19 protein-coding genes are annotated in these 21313 nt (G+C 71.9%); 13 read left to right on the top strand and 6 right to left on the bottom strand.

Features of this window, described 5'->3' with window-relative positions:
• Positions 1 to 41: 41 nt before the first annotated feature.
• Together AB0O53_RS09215 and AB0O53_RS09210 are read right to left on the bottom strand one after the other, a co-directional pair.
• A complete protein-coding gene (locus tag AB0O53_RS09215) occupies positions 42 to 449 on the bottom strand; it encodes a WhiB family transcriptional regulator (RefSeq protein ID WP_392050008.1) in 408 nt (135 codons plus the stop codon).
• Positions 450 to 609: 160 nt separating this feature from the next.
• A complete protein-coding gene (locus AB0O53_RS09210) occupies positions 610 to 1269 on the bottom strand; it encodes a DUF1707 SHOCT-like domain-containing protein (protein WP_350988159.1) in 660 nt (219 codons plus the stop codon).
• Positions 1270 to 1426: 157 nt separating this feature from the next.
• Here AB0O53_RS09210 and AB0O53_RS09205 point away from each other — a divergent pair, with 157 nt between their 5' ends.
• Together AB0O53_RS09205 and AB0O53_RS09200 are read left to right on the top strand one after the other, a co-directional pair.
• On the top strand, positions 1427 to 3091 hold the full coding sequence (locus AB0O53_RS09205) for a fumarate hydratase (RefSeq protein ID WP_350988161.1): 1665 nt from the start codon (positions 1427 to 1429) through the stop codon (positions 3089 to 3091).
• A gap of 144 nt (positions 3092 to 3235) precedes the next feature.
• Complete coding sequence (locus tag AB0O53_RS09200; RefSeq protein ID WP_350988163.1) at positions 3236 to 3862, top strand: hypothetical protein; 627 nt, start codon at positions 3236 to 3238, stop codon at positions 3860 to 3862.
• Between the two features lie 24 nt (positions 3863 to 3886).
• Here AB0O53_RS09200 and AB0O53_RS09195 read toward each other — a convergent pair whose 3' ends face one another.
• On the bottom strand, positions 3887 to 4243 hold the full coding sequence (locus AB0O53_RS09195) for a hypothetical protein (RefSeq protein ID WP_365194274.1): 357 nt from the start codon (positions 4241 to 4243) through the stop codon (positions 3887 to 3889).
• A gap of 52 nt (positions 4244 to 4295) precedes the next feature.
• Here AB0O53_RS09195 and AB0O53_RS09190 point away from each other — a divergent pair, with 52 nt between their 5' ends.
• Entirely contained in the window at positions 4296 to 5063 is a 768-nt protein-coding gene (locus AB0O53_RS09190; RefSeq protein WP_365194272.1) for a glycerophosphodiester phosphodiesterase, read from the top strand.
• Between the two features lie 119 nt (positions 5064 to 5182).
• On the opposite strand, the gene AB0O53_RS09185 is transcribed toward AB0O53_RS09190, so the two are convergent.
• Positions 5183 to 6709: a ricin-type beta-trefoil lectin domain protein gene (locus AB0O53_RS09185; RefSeq protein ID WP_365194270.1), complete on the bottom strand. Its 1527-nt coding sequence runs from the start codon at positions 6707 to 6709 to the stop codon at positions 5183 to 5185.
• 108 nt (positions 6710 to 6817) lie between these two features.
• Here AB0O53_RS09185 and AB0O53_RS09180 point away from each other — a divergent pair, with 108 nt between their 5' ends.
• The 3 genes from AB0O53_RS09180 to AB0O53_RS09170 all read left to right on the top strand — a co-directional run bounded on the left by AB0O53_RS09180 (position 6818) and on the right by AB0O53_RS09170 (position 11597).
• Positions 6818 to 8221 (top strand): class II fumarate hydratase, encoded by a 1404-nt coding sequence (locus tag AB0O53_RS09180; protein WP_365194267.1) that lies wholly within the window; start codon positions 6818 to 6820, stop codon positions 8219 to 8221.
• Positions 8222 to 8332: 111 nt separating this feature from the next.
• A complete protein-coding gene (fomD, locus tag AB0O53_RS09175; protein WP_365194266.1) occupies positions 8333 to 9052 on the top strand; it encodes a cytidylyl-2-hydroxypropylphosphonate hydrolase in 720 nt (239 codons plus the stop codon).
• Between the two features lie 307 nt (positions 9053 to 9359).
• On the top strand, positions 9360 to 11597 hold the full coding sequence (locus tag AB0O53_RS09170; protein ID WP_365194265.1) for a SpoIIE family protein phosphatase: 2238 nt from the start codon (positions 9360 to 9362) through the stop codon (positions 11595 to 11597).
• A gap of 86 nt (positions 11598 to 11683) precedes the next feature.
• Here the strand turns inward: AB0O53_RS09170 and AB0O53_RS09165 are convergent, their stop codons facing one another.
• Positions 11684 to 13963, bottom strand: coding sequence for a transglycosylase domain-containing protein (locus AB0O53_RS09165; RefSeq protein ID WP_365194262.1), 2280 nt, complete (start codon positions 13961 to 13963; stop codon positions 11684 to 11686).
• 232 nt (positions 13964 to 14195) lie between these two features.
• On the opposite strand from AB0O53_RS09165, the gene AB0O53_RS09160 reads away from it, so the two are divergent.
• The 5 genes from AB0O53_RS09160 to AB0O53_RS09140 all read left to right on the top strand — a co-directional run bounded on the left by AB0O53_RS09160 (position 14196) and on the right by AB0O53_RS09140 (position 19003).
• A complete protein-coding gene (locus tag AB0O53_RS09160; RefSeq protein ID WP_365194259.1) occupies positions 14196 to 15104 on the top strand; it encodes an SPFH domain-containing protein in 909 nt (302 codons plus the stop codon).
• Positions 15101 to 15334: a type II toxin-antitoxin system antitoxin gene (locus tag AB0O53_RS09155; RefSeq protein ID WP_031153287.1), complete on the top strand. Its 234-nt coding sequence runs from the start codon at positions 15101 to 15103 to the stop codon at positions 15332 to 15334. The genes AB0O53_RS09160 and AB0O53_RS09155 overlap by 4 nt, the downstream gene beginning before the upstream one ends.
• Before the next feature lie 107 nt (positions 15335 to 15441).
• Positions 15442 to 15966, top strand: a complete 525-nt coding sequence (locus tag AB0O53_RS09150) for a PadR family transcriptional regulator (RefSeq protein WP_046775921.1) — start codon at positions 15442 to 15444, stop codon at positions 15964 to 15966.
• Positions 15963 to 16652: an ABC transporter ATP-binding protein gene (locus AB0O53_RS09145; RefSeq protein WP_365194256.1), complete on the top strand. Its 690-nt coding sequence runs from the start codon at positions 15963 to 15965 to the stop codon at positions 16650 to 16652. Before AB0O53_RS09150 ends, AB0O53_RS09145 begins: the two co-directional genes overlap by 4 nt.
• Complete coding sequence (locus tag AB0O53_RS09140; protein WP_365194253.1) at positions 16649 to 19003, top strand: ABC transporter permease; 2355 nt, start codon at positions 16649 to 16651, stop codon at positions 19001 to 19003. The genes AB0O53_RS09145 and AB0O53_RS09140 overlap by 4 nt, the downstream gene beginning before the upstream one ends.
• A gap of 89 nt (positions 19004 to 19092) precedes the next feature.
• Here the strand turns inward: AB0O53_RS09140 and AB0O53_RS09135 are convergent, their stop codons facing one another.
• A complete protein-coding gene (locus AB0O53_RS09135; protein ID WP_435886632.1) occupies positions 19093 to 20085 on the bottom strand; it encodes a hydrogen peroxide-inducible genes activator in 993 nt (330 codons plus the stop codon).
• Between the two features lie 92 nt (positions 20086 to 20177).
• On the opposite strand from AB0O53_RS09135, the gene AB0O53_RS09130 reads away from it, so the two are divergent.
• Both AB0O53_RS09130 and AB0O53_RS09125 read left to right on the top strand, forming a co-directional pair.
• A complete protein-coding gene (locus AB0O53_RS09130; protein ID WP_350988186.1) occupies positions 20178 to 20732 on the top strand; it encodes a peroxiredoxin in 555 nt (184 codons plus the stop codon).
• A 3-nt stretch (positions 20733 to 20735) separates the two neighbouring features.
• Entirely contained in the window at positions 20736 to 21272 is a 537-nt protein-coding gene (locus AB0O53_RS09125; RefSeq protein ID WP_266498101.1) for an alkyl hydroperoxide reductase, read from the top strand.
• Positions 21273 to 21313: the final 41 nt, after the last annotated feature.

Here is a 21313-nt window from a genome sequence, read left to right as displayed (position 1 = left end):
CGCCCGGTCGGCGACCGGCTCAGCCCGCCGCGGCGGCCGGCTCAGCCCGCCGCGGCTATGGAGCCCGCACCGGGGGCTTGCCGCAGCTCGGCGGAGCGGCGCCGCATCCGGGCCAGCACGACGCGGCGTTCGGCCGCGGTGAGCCCGCCCCAGACCCCGTACGGCTCGGGCTGGAGCAGCGCGTGCTCACGGCAGGCGACCATCACCGGGCAGCGGGCGCAGACGCGCTTGGCGGCCTCCTCGCGGGAGAGCCGGGCGGCGGTGGGCTCCTTGGACGGTGCGAAGAACAGGCCGGCCTCGTCGCGGCGGCACACCGCCTCCGCGTGCCAGGGGCCGTCCTCGGCCCTGGCCGGCACCCGCGGCTGCGGCACGGCCGATGGGCGTGCCCCAGGACCCTGAAGGCTCTTCACGGCGGCTACCTGCAGGGACTGATGCGGCGGATGCGGCACGGTCTACTCCTGACGACGTATACGTGAGCGAGAGACGACGCACCTGTCCCTACCCGCTGTACGCGCCCCTATGCACTGTGTGCCACCGGGCGCCCGGGGTTCGTCCGAAACGAGACCCTCCGCATCCGGATGCGCCGCCGCACCGTCCCGGCCGGCGTTCTCAGCCGTCGAGGTGCTTGCGCAGTTTGCGCGCCAGGTCGACCAGACGGGCGCCGAGCTTCGGCCGCGCCTCGATGTTGCCGAGCAGGGAGAAGCCCCGGACGATCACCACCGGCGCCTGCGGGTCGGTCTCGCCGCGGCTCTCGCCGCGCACCTCGAAGTTGCCGAGGACCCCGCTGCCGTAGCCGCGCAGGGTGACGTTCTCCGGGACCAGGACCTCGACGTTGCCCAGGACGCAGGTCACGTTGATCTCGGTGACCTGCTGCTCGAAGACCGCCTGTGTGAGGTCGATGGTGATGTCGCCCATGACCGAGACCGCGCGGGTGTGCGCGCCCGGCCGCCAGCGGCCCTTGCGGCTGGAGCTGCTGCACACGGCGACGATGGTCTCGGCGGCCGGGCCGCCGGCGGCCCCCGCGTAGGCGGACGCGGCCGGGGTGTGGACGCCGCCGGGCGCGGGCAGGTCCCGTACGAGCTGTTCCAGCTCGCCGACGGTCTTGACCGCGTACAGCGTGTCCAGGCGCTCGGAGTGCTCCTCGGCGGTCAGCCGGCCTTCGGCGACGGCGTCGCCGAGGATCTGCGCGATCCGGTCCCGGTCGGCGTCGGAGGCGCGCAGCGCGGCAGGGCCGGGCGCGGGGGCGGCGGGGTGCTTTTCCAGGTCCACGACGCCAGCATAGCGAGACACGATAGATCGCGATACTGCCGAGTCGGCCCGACTGAGCCTTACCTCACAAACACACGCCGGGCGGGAGGTTCTACGCTGGTGGACTGCGCTGCCAATTTGGTCGTCAGTGCTGTCTGCCGAGTGAGGAATGGCCCCAATGCCGGAGTTCGCGTACACCGACCTGCTGCCCCTGGGCGAGGACACCACCCCCTACCGGCTGGTGACCGCCGAGGGCGTGTCCACCTTCGAGGCGGACGGCCGTACGTTCCTCAAGGTCGAGCCGGAGGCGCTGCGCAAGCTCGCCGAGGAGGCCATCCACGACATCCAGCACTTCCTGCGCCCCGCGCACCTCGCGCAGCTGCGCCGCATCATCGACGACCCGGAAGCCTCCTCGAACGACAAGTTCGTCGCGCTCGACCTCCTCAAGAACGCGAACATCGCGGCGGCCGGCGTCCTGCCGATGTGCCAGGACACGGGCACGGCGATCGTCATGGGCAAGCGCGGCCAGAACGTGCTGACCGAGGGCGGCGACGAGGCGGCGCTCTCGCGCGGCATCTACGACGCGTACACCCGGCTGAACCTGCGCTACTCGCAGATGGCCCCCCTCACCATGTGGGAGGAGAAGAACACCGGCTCGAACCTGCCCGCGCAGATCGAGCTGTACGCGACCGACGGCGGCGCCTACAAGTTCCTCTTCATGGCCAAGGGCGGCGGCTCGGCCAACAAGTCCTTCCTCTACCAGGAGACCAAGGCGGTCCTGAACGAGGCCTCCATGATGAAGTTCCTGGAGGAGAAGATCCGCTCGCTCGGTACGGCGGCCTGCCCGCCCTACCACCTGGCGATCGTGGTCGGCGGCACCTCCGCCGAGCACGCGCTGAAGACCGCCAAGTACGCCTCGGCGCACTACCTGGACGAGCTGCCCCGCGAGGGCTCGCCGCTGGGCCACGGCTTCCGCGACGAGGCCCTGGAGCAGCAGGTCTTCGAGCTGACGCAGAAGATCGGCATCGGCGCGCAGTTCGGCGGCAAGTACTTCTGCCATGACGTCCGCGTCGTGCGCCTGCCCCGCCACGGCGCCTCCCTGCCGGTGGCGATCGCCGTGTCCTGCTCGGCGGACCGCCAGGCCACCGCGAAGATCACCGCCGAGGGCGTCTTCCTGGAGCAGCTGGAGCGCGACCCGGCCCGCTTCCTGCCGGAGACCACGGACGAGCACCTGTCGGAGTCCTCCGACGTCGTCTCCATCGACCTGAACCAGCCGATGGACGACATCCTGGCGACCCTGACCAAGCATCCGGTCAAGACCCGCCTGTCGCTGACCGGCCCGCTGGTCGTGGCGCGCGACATCGCGCACGCCAAGATCAAGGAGCTGCTGGACTCGGGCGCGGAGATGCCGCAGTACCTCAAGGACCACCCGGTCTACTACGCCGGCCCGGCGAAGACCCCCGAGGGCTACGCGTCGGGCTCCTTCGGCCCGACCACGGCCGGCCGCATGGACTCCTACGTGGAGCAGTTCCAGGCGGCGGGCGGCTCCAAGGTCATGCTGGCCAAGGGCAACCGCTCCCAGCAGGTGACGGACGCGTGCGGCCGGCACGGCGGCTTCTACCTGGGCTCGATCGGCGGCCCGGCGGCCCGCCTGGCCCAGGACTGCATCAAGAAGGTCGAGGTCCTGGAGTACGAGGAGCTCGGCATGGAGGCCGTCTGGAAGATCGAGGTCGAGGACTTCCCGGCCTTCATCGTGGTCGACGACAAGGGCAACGACTTCTTCCAGAACCCGGCGCCCGAGCCGACGTTCACCCACATTCCGGTCCGCGGCCCGGGCCTGTAGCGACCCGCTCGTGCGACGAGGGGCCCTCTGCCGATCGGCAGAGGGCCCCTCGGGCGTTTGTGCCGATCGGCGGATGGAGCCGGGGGCGCCGGACGGCGAGGCTCTTCCCGTAACCAAAATCCCTTTTGGACACGGGAGTTCACGATGATGAAGAACCGTACGCGCGCCCTGGCCGTCGCCGGGTCCGCCGCCCTGCTGGGCACCTTGTGGGCGGCCGCGCCCGCCCCGGCGGCGCCGGCCGCGCCGAAGACCGCCTCGGTGCACGGGGGCGGCACGGTGCGCTACCCGTACGTGCCCGCCTCGCACGACATCCGCTTCACGGTCGACGCCGAGTCGGTGCCGTTCAGCAGGCCGCTGAAGGGCGAGAACCTGGAGCAGGGGCTGCCGACGGACGCGCGCGGCCGGGTGACCGTCTACCACGCGATGCCGGACCAGGGCTTCACCGGCGTCGCCGAGGCCGAGGTGGACTGCATGGTGACGGGCGGCAGGACGGCGACGGTCACCGCGGTGGTCACCAGCTCGAACGTCGGCTGGGAGGGCAAGCGGATCGGTCTGAGCGTCCAGGACGGCGAGCGCGGCGCGCCCGACCGCGTCGGCTTCTCGTGGGGCATCGTGAACGTCGACGCGAAGCCCGACGGCACGGTCGCCGAGCCGACGGTGGGCACCTGCATGGCCCCGGCGCCCTTCACCGAGGTCACCAAGGGCGGCTTCAAGGTCACTCCGGCCCCACTGGCCCCCCGGCCGCAGCCGAAGCCGCAGCCCCGGCCGTAGCCGTAGCCGTAGCCGTAGCCGTAGTCAGGGCGCCGTTCGCGTCAGGTACCGGGCCTCTACGGGGGTGGCCCGGTACCCCTCGGCCCGCGCGGCGACGACCTCGGCGATGCTCAGCCCGTAGACCCGGCGCAGCAGCGCGATCGGCACCCCGTCGGGCCCGCCGACGGACAGGTGGACGGCGCCCTCCTGGGCGAGGATGCGCTCCCGGACCCAGGGCGGGGGGACGCCCCGGCCGCGGTCGCAGGCGTAGATCCGGTACCGGGGGCAGTGGTCGTAGCCCTCCCAGCGCAGCTCGCCGTCCCGGACGAACTGCCACTCCTCCCGGACGCATTCCTCGCAGGGCTCGCAGTGCAGGACCCCGGACATCTGCTGTTCCGCCATCCGCGCAGGATGCGCTACCGGGGCGTCCCGCGCATCCGGATAACGTCGGGGCATGACGCACACGCACCCCCGTACCGACCGCGCCGTCCGGGTCGTCGCCCACCGCGGCGCTTCCCACGAGCACCCCGAGCACACCCTGGCCGCCTACCGGCAGGCCGTCGCGGACGGTGCCGACGCCCTCGAATGCGACGTACGGCTGACCGCCGACCACAAGCTGGTCTGCGTGCACGACCGGCGGGTGGAGCGGACCTCCGACGGGCGCGGGGTGGTCTCCGCCATGACCTACGAGGAGCTGTGCGCGCTCGACTTCGGCGGCTGGAAGGGCGCCGAGCACCGCGGGGCGCAGGTGCTGCTCTTCGAGGACCTGCTGAAGGAGGCGCTGGCCGCCGGGCGGCCCGTCGGGCTGGCCGTGGAGACCAAGCACCCCACCCGCGCCGGCGGCCGGCTGGAGGCCGAGCTCGTGCGGGTCCTGAAGGAGCACGGGCTGGCGGACGGCTCCTCGGGGCTGGTCGAGGTGATGAGCTTCTCGCGCAACGCCCTGGTCAGGCTGAACCGGCTGGCGCCCGGTCTGCCCGCCGTCTACCTGATCGAGCGGCGGCTGCGGCCGGTGCGGCCGCCGTTCGCGGGGCACGCGGGGCCGGGCATCGACCTGGTGCGCAAGGATCCGGGGCTGGTGGGGCGGCTGAAGGCCAAGGGGCTGCGGGTGCGGGTGTGGACGGTGGACGAGCCGGAGGACGTGGAGCTGTGCGTGCGGCTCGGCGTGGACACCCTGATCACCAACCGGCCGCGCGAGGTGCGGGAGTACCTGGACTCGCTGTGACCGCCGCCGGTGCGCGTACGGGGACATGTACGGGGACATGTACGGGTACACGTGCGGGTGCGGGGACACCCGGCCGGGGTGCGCCGGCCGGGCGTGGGGGGCCTGGTGGTGCGGGGCGGTTATGCGAAGCGCTGGTTCGCGGATCCGTTGCAGCTCTGCAGGCGCAGCGGTTCGTGGGCGGCGGCCACGGTCAGGCACATGCCGGGGGCCGCGGCGGGGCGCAGGGTGGCGCCGTCGCGGACGAACTGCTGGTTGGCTCCGCCGTGGCAGTTCCAGATGATCAGGCCGGTGCCGGAGCCGTAGTTGGCGCCGGGGGCGTCGAGGCAGCGGTCCTGGGTGAGTTCGATGTGGACGGACTTGCGGGCGGTGTCGTACCACCAGCCCTGGTTGCGCCCGCCGTGGCAGTCCCAGCCGACGATCTTCGTCTCGTTGGCGCTGGATCCGCCGAAGGAGTCGAGGCAGTTGCCGGTGGCCGCGTTCCTGAGCGGTGCGAACTTGTCGTCCCAGGCCCCGGCCTGGAGGACGGGCCTGCCGGTGCTCGCGGGGTCGGCGCAGGAGGCCTCGCGCAGGCCCGAGTCGTAGAGCTGGGTCAGGCAGGACGCGAAGGCCCCGTGGCCGCGGTAGTTGGGGTGGAAGGACTGGCGGGCGGTGTTCTCGTCCCACGGGAAGTGGTCCCCGAGGTCCAGGTAGAGCCCGCGGGCCCAGGTGTCCTCCATGCACACCTCGTGGCCGTGGAAGAGCCGGGAGTTGTCGAGGTAGATCGCGCCGGAGGACAGGGCCGCGGCGCGCATGCCCTTCTCGAAGGTGGGCACGGCGTGGTTGCGGCCCCAGGTGGCGTCCGAGTCGTAGCCGGCGCAGCCGCCGGGGAGCTTCCCGGGGAAGTTCGGGTTGTCGTGGAAGTCGGGGCCGATGGGGCTGGGGTAGCCCATCACGACGAGCTTGTAGTCGGCGTCGGCGTAGCCGGCGTCGCGCATGACCGTCCTGAGGTCGGCGACGGTGGCTTCCACCTTGGGCCTGAGGCCGTCGACGCGGGCCTGCCAGCCGGGGGCGTACTTGGGCTCGCAGGTGCCCTGGCTGAGGATCCAGCGGGTGACGCAGTCGGTCATGACCGGGCCGAACTGCAGGTCGTCGTTGGCCCCGGCGACCAGGAGGACCATCTTGATCCTGGTGTTGCGGGCCTTGATGGCGAGGTTGTCGCTCTGCACCAGCTCGTCGGCGTACTGCTTGCTGCCGCCGATCCTGATGTTGCCGGTGTAGCCGCCGGAGCAGGCGACGTTGAAGGTGAGGTCGGCCGGGATGCCGGTGCGGTGGATCGCGGCGTCGGGCGAGCGGTGGCACTGGTTGTTCGGCGTGTTGGTCGCCGGGTCGTAGGTGCCGATGCCCTCCCCCGAGATCTCGCTGTCGCCCAGCGAGATCAGGCCGGTCTTGCGGTCGGCCTGCGGGCGCACGGCGGGGTCGCCGTAGATCTTGACGGCTTCCGCGGCGCGGATCGCCTCCAGCTCGGGCGAGAGGGGTGCGACGACCCCGGAGCGGGTGGCCGCCTGGGCCATGGGGGTGACGGCGGTGACACCCCCCAGGGCGGCCGCGAACGCCGCGACGGCGGCGAAGGTAGATCTGAGCGCGGGTCTCGTGCGGGCACGTGCCATGGACGCCTCCCCGAATGTCGGTGTTACCGACGGTATTTACTGGCCGGTAGGGGAGTTGGGAACACTTCTAACAAGAGAATTGCTCAACTTTTTTAGGAGGCAACAGACATGACAGACGATCGGCAGAGCGACGGTTTCCGGACGGAGCACGACTCCATGGGCGACGTACGGGTGCCCGTGGACGCCAAGTGGCGTGCGCAGACCCAGCGCGCGGTGGAGAACTTCCCCCTCTCGGGACAGCGGCTGGAGCGGGCCCACATCGAGGCGCTCGCCCGGATCAAGGCCGCGGCGGCCCTCGTGAACGCGCGCCTCGGCGTGGTGGACCAGGACGTCGCCGACGCGATCCGGTCGGCGGCGGCCGAGGTCGCGGACGGGCGCTGGGACGACCACTTCCCCGTGGACGTCTTCCAGACGGGTTCGGGGACCTCGTCCAACATGAACACCAACGAGGTCATCGCCACCCTGGCCACCGAGCGCCTGGGCCGGGACGTGCACCCCAACGACCACGTCAACGCCTCGCAGAGCTCCAACGACGTCTTCCCGTCGTCCATCCACATCGCCGCCACGGCCGCCGTCGCGAACGACCTGGTCCCGGCGCTGGAACACCTCGCCGCCGCGCTGGAGCGCAAGGCGGTCGAGTTCGACCGGGTGGTCAAGGCCGGCCGGACCCACCTGATGGACGCCACCCCGGTCACCCTCGGCCAGGAGTTCGGCGGATACGCGGCCCAGATCCGCTACGGCGTCGAGCGGCTGCGCTCGTCCCTGCCCCGGCTCGCCGAACTCCCGCTGGGCGGGACGGCGGTGGGCACGGGCATCAACACCCCGCCCGGCTTCTCGGCCGCCGTGATCGCCGAGGTGGCGGTCGCCACCGGGCTGCCGCTGACGGAGGCGCGCAACCACTTCGAGGCCCAGGGCGCGCGGGACGCGCTGGTGGAGACCTCGGGGATGCTCCGCACCGTCGCCGTCTCGCTCACCAAGATCTGCAACGACCTGCGCTGGATGGCCTCAGGACCGCGGACCGGATTGGCCGAAATCAGTCTCCCGGACCTCCAGCCCGGCTCCTCGATCATGCCCGGGAAGGTCAATCCGGTGGTGCCGGAGGCCGTCCTGATGATCGCGGCCCAGGTCATGGGCAACGACGCCACCGTCGCCGTGGCGGGCGCGGCCGGCAACTTCGAGCTCAACGTGATGCTCCCGGTGATGGCCAGGAACCTCCTGGAGTCGATCCGGCTGCTGGCCGGCGCGAGCCGCCTGCTGGCCGACCGCACGGTCGACGGGATCACCGCCGACGAGGCCCGGGCCAGGGAGTACGCGGAGTCCTCGCCCTCCGTGGTGACCCCGCTCAACCGCTACATCGGCTACGAGGAGGCGGCGAAGGTCGCCAAGAAGTCGCTCGCCGAGCGCAGGACGATCAGGGAGGTCGTCCTGGACTCCGGCTACGTGGAGCGCGGCGACCTCACCCTGGAGCAGCTCGACGAGGCCCTGGACGTCCTGCGCATGACGCGTCCCTGACGGGTCGCCGCCACCCCCGGGCGGGGGCCGGATCCGGTCGTTCACAGTCCCTTGACCGCTCGGTGACCTGCACCGCAGCGGGCGTGCGGGCCCCCGCCCTAAGATCTGCGCATGACAGGTACCTTCAAGCCCGGGAGCGGCCGGGCGCCGGGCGCGCAGCCGGGTCCCGCGCGCGGCACGCGCTGGGCGCCCGGGGACCAGATCCTGTGGCGCTACCGTGACCACGCCCCGGGGCTGAAGGGCGCGGTGCACATCTGCCGTCCCGTCACCGTGGTGCAGGACACCGCCGACGTGCTCGCCGTGTGGATGGCCCCCGGCACCGAATGCGTCAAGCCGGTCCTCGCCGACGGCACCCCCGTGCACGAGGAGCCGCTCGCCACCCGGTACACCGCGCCGCGCACGACGGTGCGTTCGCGCTGGTTCGGCGGCGGTGTCCTGAAACTGGCCCGCCCCGGGGACCCCTGGTCGGTCTGGCTGTTCTGGGGACCGGGCTGGACGTTCAAGAACTGGTACGTGAACCTGGAGGAGCCGCGGTCGAGATGGGCCGGTGGAGTGGATTCCGAGGACCACTTCCTGGACATCGCCGTCTACCCCGACCGCAGCTGGAAGTGGCTGGACGAGGACGAGTTCGCCCAGGCCCAGCGGTCCGGCCTGATGGACCGTGAGCAGGCACGGCGGGTACGGGAAGCAGGCCGTGCGGCGGTCGCGCTCATCGAGGAATGGGGTGCTCCGTTCTCGGCCGGCTGGCAGGATTGGCGGCCGGATCCGGCCTGGAGGATTCCGGTCCTGCCCGAGGACTGGGACCGCACCCCGGCGCATATGACCTCATGAGACCCTTGATGCGCCCCCGGGGTTCAAACGTAGGATCGTCCTCCGCGAGGTCGCGCACGCGGGACGGTGCGGTCGGGCCGCGCATCGGCAAGTGTCCTTCCGCACACGGGATCTGACCGGAGGTCGGTACACGAGGAGAGGCGACGACGGGGCGGGGGTCCGCCCGGGGAGCTCCCGGCCGCGGGCCGGGAGAGAAGTTCGAGCGAGGAACCTCTGGGTGATGGTGCCCGGGCCGCTGAGCGGGTATACCGCGACTGACCGAGTTGAGTGCAGCGCACATCGAGCGCAAACGGACGGAATTCCACGCGTGACGGAGTACCCCACCTCCCAGGAGGGCCCGCAGCCCGTCGCCTCCGGCGGAGGTACGGACGAGGCCGGCCACGGCAAGGCGCCCATCGCCGCCACCGAGGCCGTACGCACGCATGCCCCGGGCACCGGCCCCGCGGCCGAGCCGGGCGGCGCGGCCGCTGCGGCTTCCGACGTACGGGCCGCGCGCTCGGCGGCGGGCTCCGGCGCGGCGGGCTCCGGCTCGGGGCTCCCCCGGCCGCGCGGAGCGGCCTCGGCGGAGGTTCCGGCCGCCGCGGGCCCCGGCCCCGGCCAGGACCACGACAACGCCCGCCCCCGGCAGGCCGAGGACGCCGACGCCGACGCCCTCGGCGCGGGGTCGGCCGGCCCGGCCCCCGCGGGCGGCGGGGGCGGCACGGCGGGCCTCCCCGGGGCCGGCGGGTCCGCGCCGGCGGGCGGGGCCGGTCCGGACGCGACCGCCGCGCGCCGCGAGGGGGACCGGCTGCGCTTCGTCGGCGCCGCCACCCGGCGGATCGCCCGCGGCATCGACCTCGACGAGATCGTGCTCGGCCTGTGCCGGGCCACCGTGCCCACCTTCTCCGACGCCATCCTCGTCTACTTGCGCGATCCGCTCCCGGTGGGCGACGAACGGCCCCTCGGCCCGGTCGTTTTAAGGCTGCGCCGCACCGACCGGCTCCGGCCGATCGACGACCTGACCGACATCAGCAGCACCATCGGCGCGGGGATGGACCTCGCCGGGGCCGCGGGGGCCACCGGCGAGCTCGACTTCAGCCAGCTGCCGCTGGTCGGACCGCAGGGTGACCTGCCCGCGGCCGAGCTGTGCGAGATCCGGCCCGGCGGCGCGCTCGCCGAGGTGCTGCGCGGCGTACGGCCCGTCTTCGGGTCCTCCGCCGCCGCCCGGGCGGCGCTGCCCGAGCTCCTGGGCCTGGACCATCCGCTGCCGCGCGGCAACCGGGCGGTCCTCGCGCCGCTGCGCGGCCGCCGCCGGGTGATCGGCGCCGCCGTCTTCCTGCGCAGCCCCGAGCGTCCCGCCTTCGAGCAGAACGACCTGCTGGTCGCCGCCCAGCTGGCCACCCACACCGCGCTCGGCATCGACAAGGCGGTCCTCTACGGCCGTGAGGCGTACATCGCCGACGAGCTCCAGCGCACCATGCTGCCCGACAGCCTGCCGCAGCCCACCGGCGTGCGGCTGGCCTCCCGCTACCTGCCCGCGGCCGAGACGGCACGGGTCGGCGGCGACTGGTACGACGCCATACCGCTGCCCGGCAGCCGGGTCGCGCTCGTCGTCGGCGACGTCATGGGCCACTCGATGACCTCCGCCGCGATCATGGGCCAGCTGCGCACCACCGCCCAGACCCTGGCGCAGCTGGACCTGCCGCCCGCCGAGGTGCTGCACCACCTGGACGAGCAGGCGCAGCGGCTCGGCACGGACCGCATGGCCACCTGCATGTACGCCGTCTACGACCCCGTCGCGCACCGGATCACCATCGCCAACGCCGGCCATCCGCCCCCGGTGCTGCTGCACCTGGGCGGCCGGGCCGAGGTGCTGCGCGTACCGCCCGGCGCCCCCATCGGGGTCGGCGGCGTGGACTTCGAGGCCGTGGAGCTGGACGCGCCCGCGGGTGCCACCCTGCTGCTGTACACCGACGGCCTGGTGGAGTCGCGGCTGCGGGACGTGTGGACCGGCATCGAGCAGCTGCGCGAGCGACTGGCCACGACCGCGCAGCTGACCGGCCTGGACCATCCGCCGCCGCTGGAGGCCCTCTGCGACGACGTGCTGGACATGCTGGGCCCGGGCGACCGGGACGACGACATCGCGCTGCTGGCGGCCCGGTTCGACGGGATCGCGCCCAGTGACGTCGCGTACTGGTTCCTGGACCCGGAGGAGACCGCCCCGGGCCGGGCCCGGCGGTTCGCCCGCCGGGCGCTGACCCGGTGGGGTCTGGAGGAGCTGAGCGACTCGCTGGAGCTGCTGGTGAGCGAGGTGGTCACCAATGCCGTCCGGTACGCGGAGCGGCCCGTGACGCTGCGTCTGCTGCGTACGGACGTGCTGCGCTGCGAGGTCGGCGACGACTCCCCGCAGCTGCCCCGCCAGCGCCGGGCGCGCGACACCGACGAGGGCGGCCGGGGCCTGTTCCTGGTCAACCGGCTGGCGCGGCGCTGGGGCGCGACCCGGCTCAGCAGCGGAAAGGTCGTCTGGTTCGAGCTCCCGCTGCCGGGGGCGGGCGACCGGCGCTGACCGTCCGCGGACCGGACGACCCGACCGGACCGGAGCCGTGAAACGGAGCCGCCCCGCAGCCTTTCGGCTGCGGGGCGGCGGTGTTCTCAGTTGCCCGGGTGCTCACCCAGGATCGGCGGGTCCGGCGGCTTGGGGCCGTTCGTCTTGGTGGCCGTGGCCGTCGGGGACGTCGTCCCGGTCGGCGTGCCGCCCGTCTTGGTCGTGGTGGGGGTCGGCGACGTCTGCGTCGGCGACTGCGTCGGGCTGTTGGTGACCGCCGGCGCGCTGGAGGACTGGCTCGGCGAGGCGGACGGCGAGGCGCTGCGGGACGGTGTCTGCACCGCGCCCATGTCGGCCTCGGGCAGCTGGAACTTGCCGGTGTCCACGCCCTTGAGGGCCGCGAGGGTGTACGCCTTCCAGATCGAGGCGGGGAAGCTGGAACCACCCGCGCGCCCGAGGCCGGCGGTACCGGTCAGGGTGACCTGCTTGTGCGTGGTCGGGTCCTCGCCGAACATGGCGACGACCGTGACCAGCTCCGGGGTGTAGCCGGTGAACCAGGCCGCGACGTTGGACTCGGTGGTACCGGTCTTGCCGCCGGCCTCGTAGGCGCTGCTGCGGACCTTGTTGCCGGAACCGCCCTCGTCCTCCACGACGCCCTGGAGCACCTTGGTGACGGTGTCGGCGGTCTTGCGGCTGATGGCCTGGCTGCCCACGCCCTGCTGGGGGGTGAACTTGCCGTCCTTGTGGTCCGCCTTCTTGATGATGGTCGGCGTGACCTTCTTGCCGTGGTTGTCGAAGGTGGCGTAGACGCCGGCCATTTCGACGGTGTTCGCGCTCATGGTGCCCAGGGCCATGGCCGGCTTGTCCTCGGGCCAGCCCTCGCGGTCCTCCATGCCCAGTTCCAGCGCGGTCTTCTTCGCGTTGGGCGGCTTGACGTCCACGATCATCTGCGCGTAGACGGAGTTCACCGAGAAGTTGGTCGCCTCCTGGACCGTCATCATCGGGGTGCCGTAGTTGGTGTTGTCCTGGTTCTGCGGGTTGAACGGGATCTTGCTGCCCACGACCTGGCGCTTGCTCGTGCCGTCGTAGAGCGCGTGCGGGGTGATCGGCTTGCCGTCCTGGGTGTTCGAGGCGTTCTCCAGGGCGGAGGCGAGCACGATCGGCTTGAAGGTCGAGCCAGGCTGGTAGTCGGTGCGCAGGGCGTTGCTCGCGGACTTCTCCTCCAGGCCCACGCCGCCGTACATGGCGACGATGGCTCCGGTCTTCGGGTCCACGGAGGTGGCGCCGGCCTGGACGCTCTGGTCCTGCGGCCTGCCCTTGGTGTCCTTGCGGTCGAGCTTGGACTCCAGCTCGTCCTGGACCGCCTTCTCCAGCGCGGCCTGCTTGTTCTTGTCGACGTTGAGGGTGATGTTCCAGCCGCCGGCCGTGATCATCGCATCGGTGATGCCCTGCTTGTTCAGCTCGTCGTTGGCGGCCTGGACCAGGTAGCCCTTCTGGCCGTCCATGCCCGGTCGGGGCTTGGGCTTGATGGGCGGCGGGAGCGTCATGGTCTTGCGCTTCTCCGGGTCCAGCTTGCCCATCTCGACCATGTTGTCGAGGACCGCGTTGAAGCGGATGTTGACCAGCTTCGTGCCGTTCGGGCCGGCCGTCGCCAGGTCGTACTGGCTCGGCGCCTGGATGACGGCGGCGAGGTAGGCGCCCTGCTCCAGGGTCAGCTGTCCGGCGTCGACACCGTAGAAGGCCTGGGCCGCGGCCTGGATGCCGTAGGCGTTGCGGCCGTAGAAGTTGGTGTTCAGGTAGCCGGCGAGGATGTCGTCCTTCTCCATGCGCTGGTCGACCTTGAGGGCGATCACCAGCTCCCTGAGCTTGCGCGTGGGCGACTGGTCCTGCGTCAGGTAGTAGTTCTTGACGTACTGCTGGGTGATCGTGGAGCCGCCGGCCGTGCCCTTGCCCCGGACGGTGTTGAACAGGCCTCGGCCCACGCCCATCAGGTCGACGCCGCGGTCCTTGTAGAAGGACTTGTTCTCGATGGCGATGAAGGCCGTGCGGACGTCCTCCGGGATCTTGTCGAGAGTGACCATCTCCCGGTTCATCTTGCCGGTGTTGGCCATGATCGAGCCGTCGGACCAGCGGTAGGTGTTGCTCTGGAGCACCGCCTGCTTGTTGGGGTCGGTGGGCTCGTTCACCGAGAAGTACAGGGCGAAGGCCGCGGCCATGAGCAGCAGGATCATCCCGAAGAAGGTCCCCAGGATCTTCTTCCAGGTGAAGAAGCGGCGTATGCCGGTGCGCTTGCCGGTACCCCCGCTCTCCTTGGCGCCCTTCGCGCGTCCGCTCGGCGCCCGCCGCGCACCGCGCTGCTGCGCCTTACGCACTTCTGCTCGGCCCATCGCTCCCGCTCCGCTCGATTACCCCCCCGACGTCAACTCAGAAAGCTAACACCGCAGGCTGTGACAAAGATTGGCCAATCCGGCTCAATACCGGTCATTTCGGACGTGAGAATCAGCACCCACGTCACAGGAACCGACGCTCAGATAAGCGGATGGGTTGCCAATACGCAAAAAAGTGATATCACTTTGCTAAGCGGTCCGACCGGCCGCGCGCAGAGAAACGGGGCGAACCATGACGAACCACATAGCCAGTCCGGACGCCGTACGGGAGTTCGCGGCACGCAGCGTCGGCGGCGCACTGGCACTGCTGCTCGGACTCGCCGGCCTGCTCGCGGGCGCGGGTCTGGTCGTGGCCGGCGCGGTGGCGGCGGCGACCGCGGCCAAGGTGACCCTGATCGCGGTCGGCGTCCTCCTGGGCCTCGCCTCCGTGATCGCGATGAGCGGCCTCAACACGGTGGCGCCGGGCGAGGCCCGGGTCGTCCAGCTCTTCGGCCGCTACCGCGGCACCATCCGGGCCGACGGACTGCGCTGGGTCAACCCGCTGACCTCGCGCGAGAAGATCTCCACCCGGGTGCGCAACCACGAGACGGCCGTCCTGAAGGTCAACGACGCCTACGGCAACCCGATCGAACTAGCGGCCGTGGTGGTGTGGCGGGTCGAGGACACGGCGCGCGCCGTCTTCGAGGTCGAGGACTTCACCGAGTTCGTCGAGACCCAGACCGAGGCCGCGGTCCGGCACATCGCGATCGAGTACCCGTACGACGCGCACGACGAGGGCGGCCTGTCGCTGCGCGGGAACGCCGAGGAGATCACCGAGAAGCTCGCGGTCGAACTGCACGCCCGGGTGGAGGCCGCCGGTGTGCAGATCATCGAGTCCCGGTTCACGCATCTCGCGTACGCTCCTGAGATCGCCTCCGCGATGCTCCAGCGCCAGCAGGCGGGCGCCGTCGTGGCGGCCCGCAAGCAGATCGTGGAGGGCGCCGTGGGCATGGTCGAGCTGGCCCTGACCCGTCTGGCGGAGGAGGAGATCGTGGACCTCGACTCGGAGCGCAAGGCGGCCATGGTCTCGAACCTGATGGTCGTCCTGTGCGGCGACCGGGCCGCCCAGCCCGTCCTCAACACGGGCACCCTCTACCAGTGACCCCCTCCGGCGAGGAGAAGCCGACGGGCCGCCAGGCGCGCAAGCAGGTGCTCCTGCGACTGGACCCGCAGGTGTACGACGCGCTGGCCCGCTGGGCGGGCGAGGAGCTGCGCAGCGCCAACGCGCAGATCGAGTTCCTGCTCCGCCGGGCCCTCGCCGAGGCCGGCCGACTCCCCTCCGCCCCGGGCCCCATCCCCCGGCGGGGCCGACCGCCGAAGCCCACGAACTGACCGCCGCCCAGAAGCCGCTCCCGTGCCTCGCACGGGGGCGGTTTTCGCGTTTCCGCAGGCCGGACAGCTATACACGGTGCGTATACACACGATGTATAGTCGCTGCCATGTCCATCGGTCACACCCTCCTGGGCCTCCTTGAGGCCGGCCCGCGCCACGGCTACGACCTGAAGCGGGCCTTCGACGAGAAGTTCGGCCACGACCGCCCCCTCGCCTACGGGCAGGTCTACTCGACCATGTCCCGGCTGCTGAAGAACGGCCTCGTCGAGGTCGACGGCATAGAGAGCGGCGGCGGCCCCGACCGCAAGCGGTACGCCATCACCGACGCCGGCATCACCGACGTCGAGACCTGGCTGTCCCAGCCCGAGAAGCCGGATCCGTACCTCCACTCGACCCTCTACACGAAGGTCGTCCTCGCCCTGCTCACCGGCCGCCGCGCCGACGAACTGCTGGACACCCAGCGGGCCGAGCACCTGCGCCTCATGCGCGTGCTGACGACCCGCAAGCGCAAGGGCGACCTCGCCGACCAGCTCGTGTGCGACCACGCCCTGTTCCACCTCGAAGCGGACCTGCGGTGGCTGGAGCTCACCGCCGCCCGCCTCGGCCGGCTCGCCGAGGAGGTGCGCCGATGACGGCCCCCGCCGGCTCCCTGCTCGCCGCCACCGACCTGCGCAAGGCGTACGGGAGCACCGACGCCCTCGACGGCGCCGAGTTCTCCATCCACGCGGGCGAGGTCGTCGCCGTCATGGGCCCCTCCGGCTCCGGCAAGTCCACGCTGCTGCACTGCCTCGCCGGGATCGTCCCGCCCGACTCCGGCTCCATCGTCTACGCCGGCCGCGAGCTCACCGCCATGAGCGACGCCGAGCGCAGCGAGCTGCGCCGTACCGAGTTCGGCTTCGTCTTCCAGTTCGGGCAGCTCGTACCGGAGCTGACCTGCGTGGAGAACGTCGCCCTGCCGCTGCGCCTGACCGGCGTCAAGCGCAAGGAGGCCGAACGCACCGCCCTGCACTGGATGGAGCAGCTCCAGGTGGAGGACCTCGGCGCCAAGCGCCCCGGCGAGATATCCGGCGGCCAGGGGCAGCGCGTGGCCGTCGCCCGCGCCCTCGTCACCCGCCCGCGGGTGATCTTCGCCGACGAGCCCACCGGAGCCCTCGACTCCCTCAACGGCGAACTCGTCATGCAGCTGCTCACGGAGGCCGCCCGGTCCGCGAACGCCGCCGTCGTGCTCGTCACGCACGAGACGCGCGTGGCCGCCTACTCCGACCGCGAGATCGTCGTGCGCGACGGCAGGTCCCGCGACATGGAGCGGATCGTATGAGCCGGCTCCAGGTATGGACCCGCGACCTCGGCATGGGCGCCCGCTTCGCCTTCGGCGGGGGCCGCGAGGGGTGGATCCGCACCCTGCTCACCGGTGTCGGCGTCGGCCTCGGCGTCGCACTGCTGCTGATCAGCACCGCCATCCCCGGCGCGCTGGCCGCCCGCTACGAGCGCGGCGACGCGCGGTCGACGATGGACTCGGTGACGGCCGAGGCCCCGGGGCCCGACACCCTGCTCATCACCCGGATCGGCCAGACCTACCGCGGCAAGGACATCGAGGGGTACGCACTGCGGGCCGAGGGCCCGCAGGCCCCGCTGCCGCCCGGCCTGAAGAAGATCCCGGGCCCGGGCGAGCTGGCCCTCTCCCCCGCCCTGGCCGAGTTGCTGGAGTCCGCCGAAGGCGCCCTGCTGCGCGAGCGGCTGGACGGCCCGGTCGGCGAGACCATCGGCGACGCGGGACTGGTCGGACCCGGCGAGCTGTTCTTCTACCTGGGCAGTGACCGCCTCGCCAAGAACGGTCCCACGGACTACCGCGTCGACCGCGTCACCACCTTCGGCTACGACGCGGAGCGCGAGGGCCTCGACCCAGTCCTCATGCTGATGGTCGTCCTGACCTTCGTCGCCCTGCTGATGCCCGTCGCCGTGTTCATCGCCACCGCCGTCCGCTTCGGCGGGGAACGGCGCGACCGCAGGCTCGCCGCGCTGCGGCTGGTCGGCGCCGACAGCAGGATGGTGCGCCGGATCGCGGCCGGCGAGGCACTGGCCGGCTCCCTGGTCGGACTGGTGCTGGGCACCGGCTTCTTCGCCGTCGGCCGCTCCCTGGTCGGCAGCGTCAGCCTCCAGCAGCGCAGCGTCTTCCCCGCCGACCTCGACCCGGCGCCCTGGCTGGCCGCCCTGGTCGCCGTCGCCGTGCCCGCCGCGGCGGTGGCCGTGACCCTGTTCGCGCTGCGCGGTGTGGTCATCGAGCCGCTCGGCGTCGTGCGTACGGCCAGGCCCGCCCGGCGCCGCATCTGGTGGCGGCTGCTGCTCCCGCTCGTCGGGATCGGCCTGCTCCTGCCCATGGGCGGCCGCGGCAACGACCACGGCAGGTTCAACCAGTGGCAGGTCAGCGGCGGCGTGGTGCTGCTGCTGGTCGGGATCACCGTCCTGCTGCCCTGGCTGCTGGAGCGTTTCGTCGGGAAGGCCTCCGGCGGCCCGGTCTCCTGGCAGCTGGCCGTGCGACGGCTCCAGGTGGACAGCGCCGGCGCCGCCCGCCTCGTCAACGGCATCGCCGTCGCCGTCGCGGGTGCCATCGCCCTCCAGATGCTCTTCGCCGGCGTCGAGGGCGACTACACGAAGTCGACCGGCCAGGATCCCGCCAGGGCCGCCGTCGCGGTCATGCTGCACGGCGGTGACCGGAGCCGCCTGGACGGCCTCGCCGAGCGGATCGCCGCGGTGCCGGGCGTCACCCGCGCGGTGCCGCTGACCTCCACGCAGGGGGCCCGCCAACTGCCCGCGGAGGAGGAGACGGTCCAGGTCACGATCGGCACGTGCGACGCGCTCGGCGAGGTCGCGGTCCTCGACGCGTGCAAGGAGGGGGACGCCTTCGTCCTCACCGGTTCCCCCTCGACCGAAGCCTTCTACGGGGGCAGGGCGGGGCCCGGAGACGAGCTGTTCGTCGGCAACGTCAGGGCGTACGGGTTCGAGACGTCCGACAGCCCCGCTCCGGCGAAGTGGAAGGTCCCGGCGGGCGCCCGCACGGTGGCCAGCCGCGAGGACCCCACCGGGCAGCTGCGCAGCGGCCTGCTGGTGACCCCGTCGGCCGCGCCGAAGGAGATCGGCGACTTCCCTGACTCGCGGATCTTCGTCCAGGTCGACGAGTCGGGTCCCGACGCCCTGGACCGGGCCCGCAACGCGGTCTTCAGGACCGACCCGTTCGTCACGGCGATGACGCTGCGGGACAGCACCCGGGCCGCCGGCTTCTCCTCGATCCGCACCGGGCTGTTCTTCGGGGCGGCCGCCGTGCTGGTCCTGATCGGCGGGAGCCTGTTCGTCTCCCAGCTGGAGCAGCTGCGCGAGCGGCGCAAGTTGCTGTCGGCCCTGGTCGCCTTCGGTACCAAGCGCTCCACGCTGAGCCTGTCGGTGCTGTGGCAGACGGCCGTGCCGATCGCGGTGGGCCTGGTGCTGGCGACCGGTGCGGGCGTGGGGCTGGGAGCCGTCCTGATGTCGATGGCCGCCCAACCGGTCCGGATCGACTGGCCGTCGGTCCTCGCGATGACCGGCGTCGGCGCGGGCGTCGTCGCCGCGGTGACCCTGCTCAGCCTGCCGCCGCTGCTGCGCCTGATGCGCCCGGACGGCCTGCGTACGGAGTGACCCCCGTACGCCCGTGATCCCGTACGCCCGTTCCCCGCGGCCCGCCGGCTCCCCTAGGGGGTGTCCGACCCCGATCCGCCGGACACCCCCTAGTCGGTGGGCCAGACGGGGAGCGGGCGTACGGCTTCGCGCAGGGCGGCGGCGATCGCCGCGAACTCCTCCTGGCGGGCGGTCCCCGTGCGCATGGCCAGGGCGATCCGCCGGGAGGGCGCCGGTTCGGCGAAGCAGCCGGTGGAGAGGTACTCGTTGCGGGCGGTCTCCAGCCGCAGCGCGGTCCGCGGCAACAGCGTCACCCCCAGTCCCCCGGCGACCAGTTGTACGAGCGTGGACAGCCCGGCGGCGGTCGTGGTGACGTCCGCCCCGGTGGTCCGGCCGGCCTCCCGGCAGATGTCGAGGGCCTGGTCCCGCAGGCAGTGGCCCTCGTCGAGCAGCAGCAGCTGCAGGTCGCGCAGCTCGTCGAGCGGGATGTCCCGGCGGCCGGCCAGCGCGTGTTCCCGGGGCGCCAGCAGGACGAAGTCCTCGTCGAAGAGGGGCAGTTCGGTCACACCGGGCACGCCGAGCGGCACCGCCAGCAGGAGCAGGTCCAGGCGCCCGCCGGCCAGCCCCTCCAGCAGCGAGCCGGTCTGCTCCTCGTGGACCTGGAGGTCCATCCGCGGGTAGCGGCGGTGGAACAGCCCGAGGACGGTCGGCAGCAGGTAGGGCGCCACGGTGGGGATCACCCCGAGCCGCAGTATCCCGGTGAAGGGGGCCCGTACCGCTTCGGCCTCCTCCAGCAGCCCGCCGACGGCGTCGAGGACCACCCGCGCCCGGGCGGCGATCCGCTCGCCCGCCGGGGAGAGCAGCACCTTGCGGGTGGTGCGCTCCAGCAGCTGCACGCCGAGGGCCTCCTCCAGTGCGGAGACGGCGCCGGAGAGCGCCGGCTGGCTCATGCCGATGGCCGCGGCCGCGTCGCGGAAGTGCAGGTGCTCGGCGACGGCCGCGAAGGCGCGCAGCTGAGCGAGAGTCGGTTGTTTCGCTCCCCTATTACCGACAGCCACTGATAGGTACCTCCGATCACCCGCAGCAAGACTAGCTATTTCCATAATCAATGCAGGTTGTGCCAGCATGTGAGACACGTCCAACCCCATCGGAAAGCCCCCAAAAGGGGTCCTTTTCCATTGAACAAGGAGAGCGCGTGCTCACTGTTGGTGACAAGTTCCCCGCCTTCGACCTGACCGCCTGCGTCTCGCTCGAGGCCGGGTCCGAGTTCGCGCAGATCGACCACAAGACCTACGAGGGCAAGTGGAAGGTCATCTTCGCGTGGCCGCTCGACTTCACCTTCGTGTGCCCGACCGAGATCGCCGCCTTCGGCAAGCTGAACGACGAGTTCGCCGACCGCGACGCGCAGGTCCTCGGCTTCTCGCTCGACTCCGAGTACGTGCACCACGCCTGGCGCAAGGACCACGCCGACCTGCGTGACCTGCCCTTCCCGATGATGTCGGACATCAAGCGCGAGCTCTCCGCCGAGCTGGGCATCCTGGGCGAGGACGGCCTGCCGATGCGCGCCGTCTTCGTCGTGGACCCCAACAACGAGATCCAGTTCTCGATGGTGACCGCCGGTTCCGTGGGCCGTAACCCCAAGGAGGTCCTGCGGGTCCTCGACGCCCTGCAGACCGACGAGCTGTGCCCCTGCAACTGGAACAAGGGCGACGCCACGATCGACGCCGGCGCGCTGCTGGCCGGTGAGTGACGGATGTCCCTCGACTCCCTGAAGGCGTCCGTCCCGGACTTCGCCAAGGACCTGAAGCTGAACCTCGGCTCGGTCATAGGCAACAGCGACCTCCCGCAGCAGCAGCTGTGGGGCACGGTCCTGTCCTGCGCGATCGCCGCCCGCTCCCCGCGCGTCCTGCGCGAGCTGGAGCCCGAGGCGAAGGCGAACCTCTCGCCGGAGGCGTACACCGCCGCCAAGTCCGCCGCCGCGGTCATGGCGATGAACAACGTCTTCTACCGCACGCGGCACCTGCTCTCCGACCCGGAGTACGGCACCCTGCGCGCGGGTCTGCGGATGAACGTCATCGGGAACCCGGGCGTGGAGAAGGTCGACTTCGAGCTGTGGTCGCTCGCGGTCTCCGCGATCAACGGCTGCGGCCAGTGCCTGGACTCGCACGAGCAGGTCCTGCGCAAGGCCGGCGTCGACCGCGAGACGATCCAGGAGGCCTTCAAGATCGCCTCGGTGATCCAGGCCGTCGCGGTCACCCTCGACGCCGAGGCCGCCATCGCCGGCGAGTAGCAGCACCCGTACGCCAGTACGCCTGTACGACGAGCAGGGCC

Origin of the sequence: Streptomyces erythrochromogenes (genome assembly GCF_040684695.1) — a bacterium.
In the GTDB taxonomy this organism is placed as follows: Bacteria; Actinomycetota; Actinomycetes; order Streptomycetales; family Streptomycetaceae; genus Streptomyces; species Streptomyces erythrochromogenes_C.
Note: the sequence above shows the minus strand (reverse complement) of the source record. Positions and strands in the feature narration are given on the sequence as shown.

Bases quoted from the DNA above. Each gene is read 5' to 3' on its own strand.
- AB0O53_RS09200 (WP_350988163.1), top strand. From the start codon at position 3,236: ATGATGAAGAACCGTACGCGCGCCCTGGCCGTCGCCGGGTCCGCCGCC.
- AB0O53_RS09185 (WP_365194270.1), bottom strand. From the start codon at position 6,709: ATGGCACGTGCCCGCACGAGACCCGCGCTCAGATCTACCTTCGCCGCC.
- AB0O53_RS09150 (WP_046775921.1), top strand. From the start codon at position 15,442: ATGTCCATCGGTCACACCCTCCTGGGCCTCCTTGAGGCCGGCCCGCGC.
- AB0O53_RS09160 (WP_365194259.1), top strand. From the start codon at position 14,196: ATGACGAACCACATAGCCAGTCCGGACGCCGTACGGGAGTTCGCGGCA.
- AB0O53_RS09180 (WP_365194267.1), top strand. From the start codon at position 6,818: ATGACAGACGATCGGCAGAGCGACGGTTTCCGGACGGAGCACGACTCC.
- AB0O53_RS09125 (WP_266498101.1), top strand. From the start codon at position 20,736: ATGTCCCTCGACTCCCTGAAGGCGTCCGTCCCGGACTTCGCCAAGGAC.
- fomD (WP_365194266.1), top strand. From the start codon at position 8,333: ATGACAGGTACCTTCAAGCCCGGGAGCGGCCGGGCGCCGGGCGCGCAG.
- AB0O53_RS09135 (WP_435886632.1), bottom strand. From the start codon at position 20,085: ATGGAAATAGCTAGTCTTGCTGCGGGTGATCGGAGGTACCTATCAGTG.
- AB0O53_RS09140 (WP_365194253.1), top strand. From the start codon at position 16,649: ATGAGCCGGCTCCAGGTATGGACCCGCGACCTCGGCATGGGCGCCCGC.
- AB0O53_RS09165 (WP_365194262.1), bottom strand. From the start codon at position 13,963: ATGGGCCGAGCAGAAGTGCGTAAGGCGCAGCAGCGCGGTGCGCGGCGG.
- AB0O53_RS09195 (WP_365194274.1), bottom strand. From the start codon at position 4,243: ATGGCGGAACAGCAGATGTCCGGGGTCCTGCACTGCGAGCCCTGCGAG.
- AB0O53_RS09145 (WP_365194256.1), top strand. From the start codon at position 15,963: ATGACGGCCCCCGCCGGCTCCCTGCTCGCCGCCACCGACCTGCGCAAG.
- AB0O53_RS09205 (WP_350988161.1), top strand. From the start codon at position 1,427: ATGCCGGAGTTCGCGTACACCGACCTGCTGCCCCTGGGCGAGGACACC.
- AB0O53_RS09190 (WP_365194272.1), top strand. From the start codon at position 4,296: ATGACGCACACGCACCCCCGTACCGACCGCGCCGTCCGGGTCGTCGCC.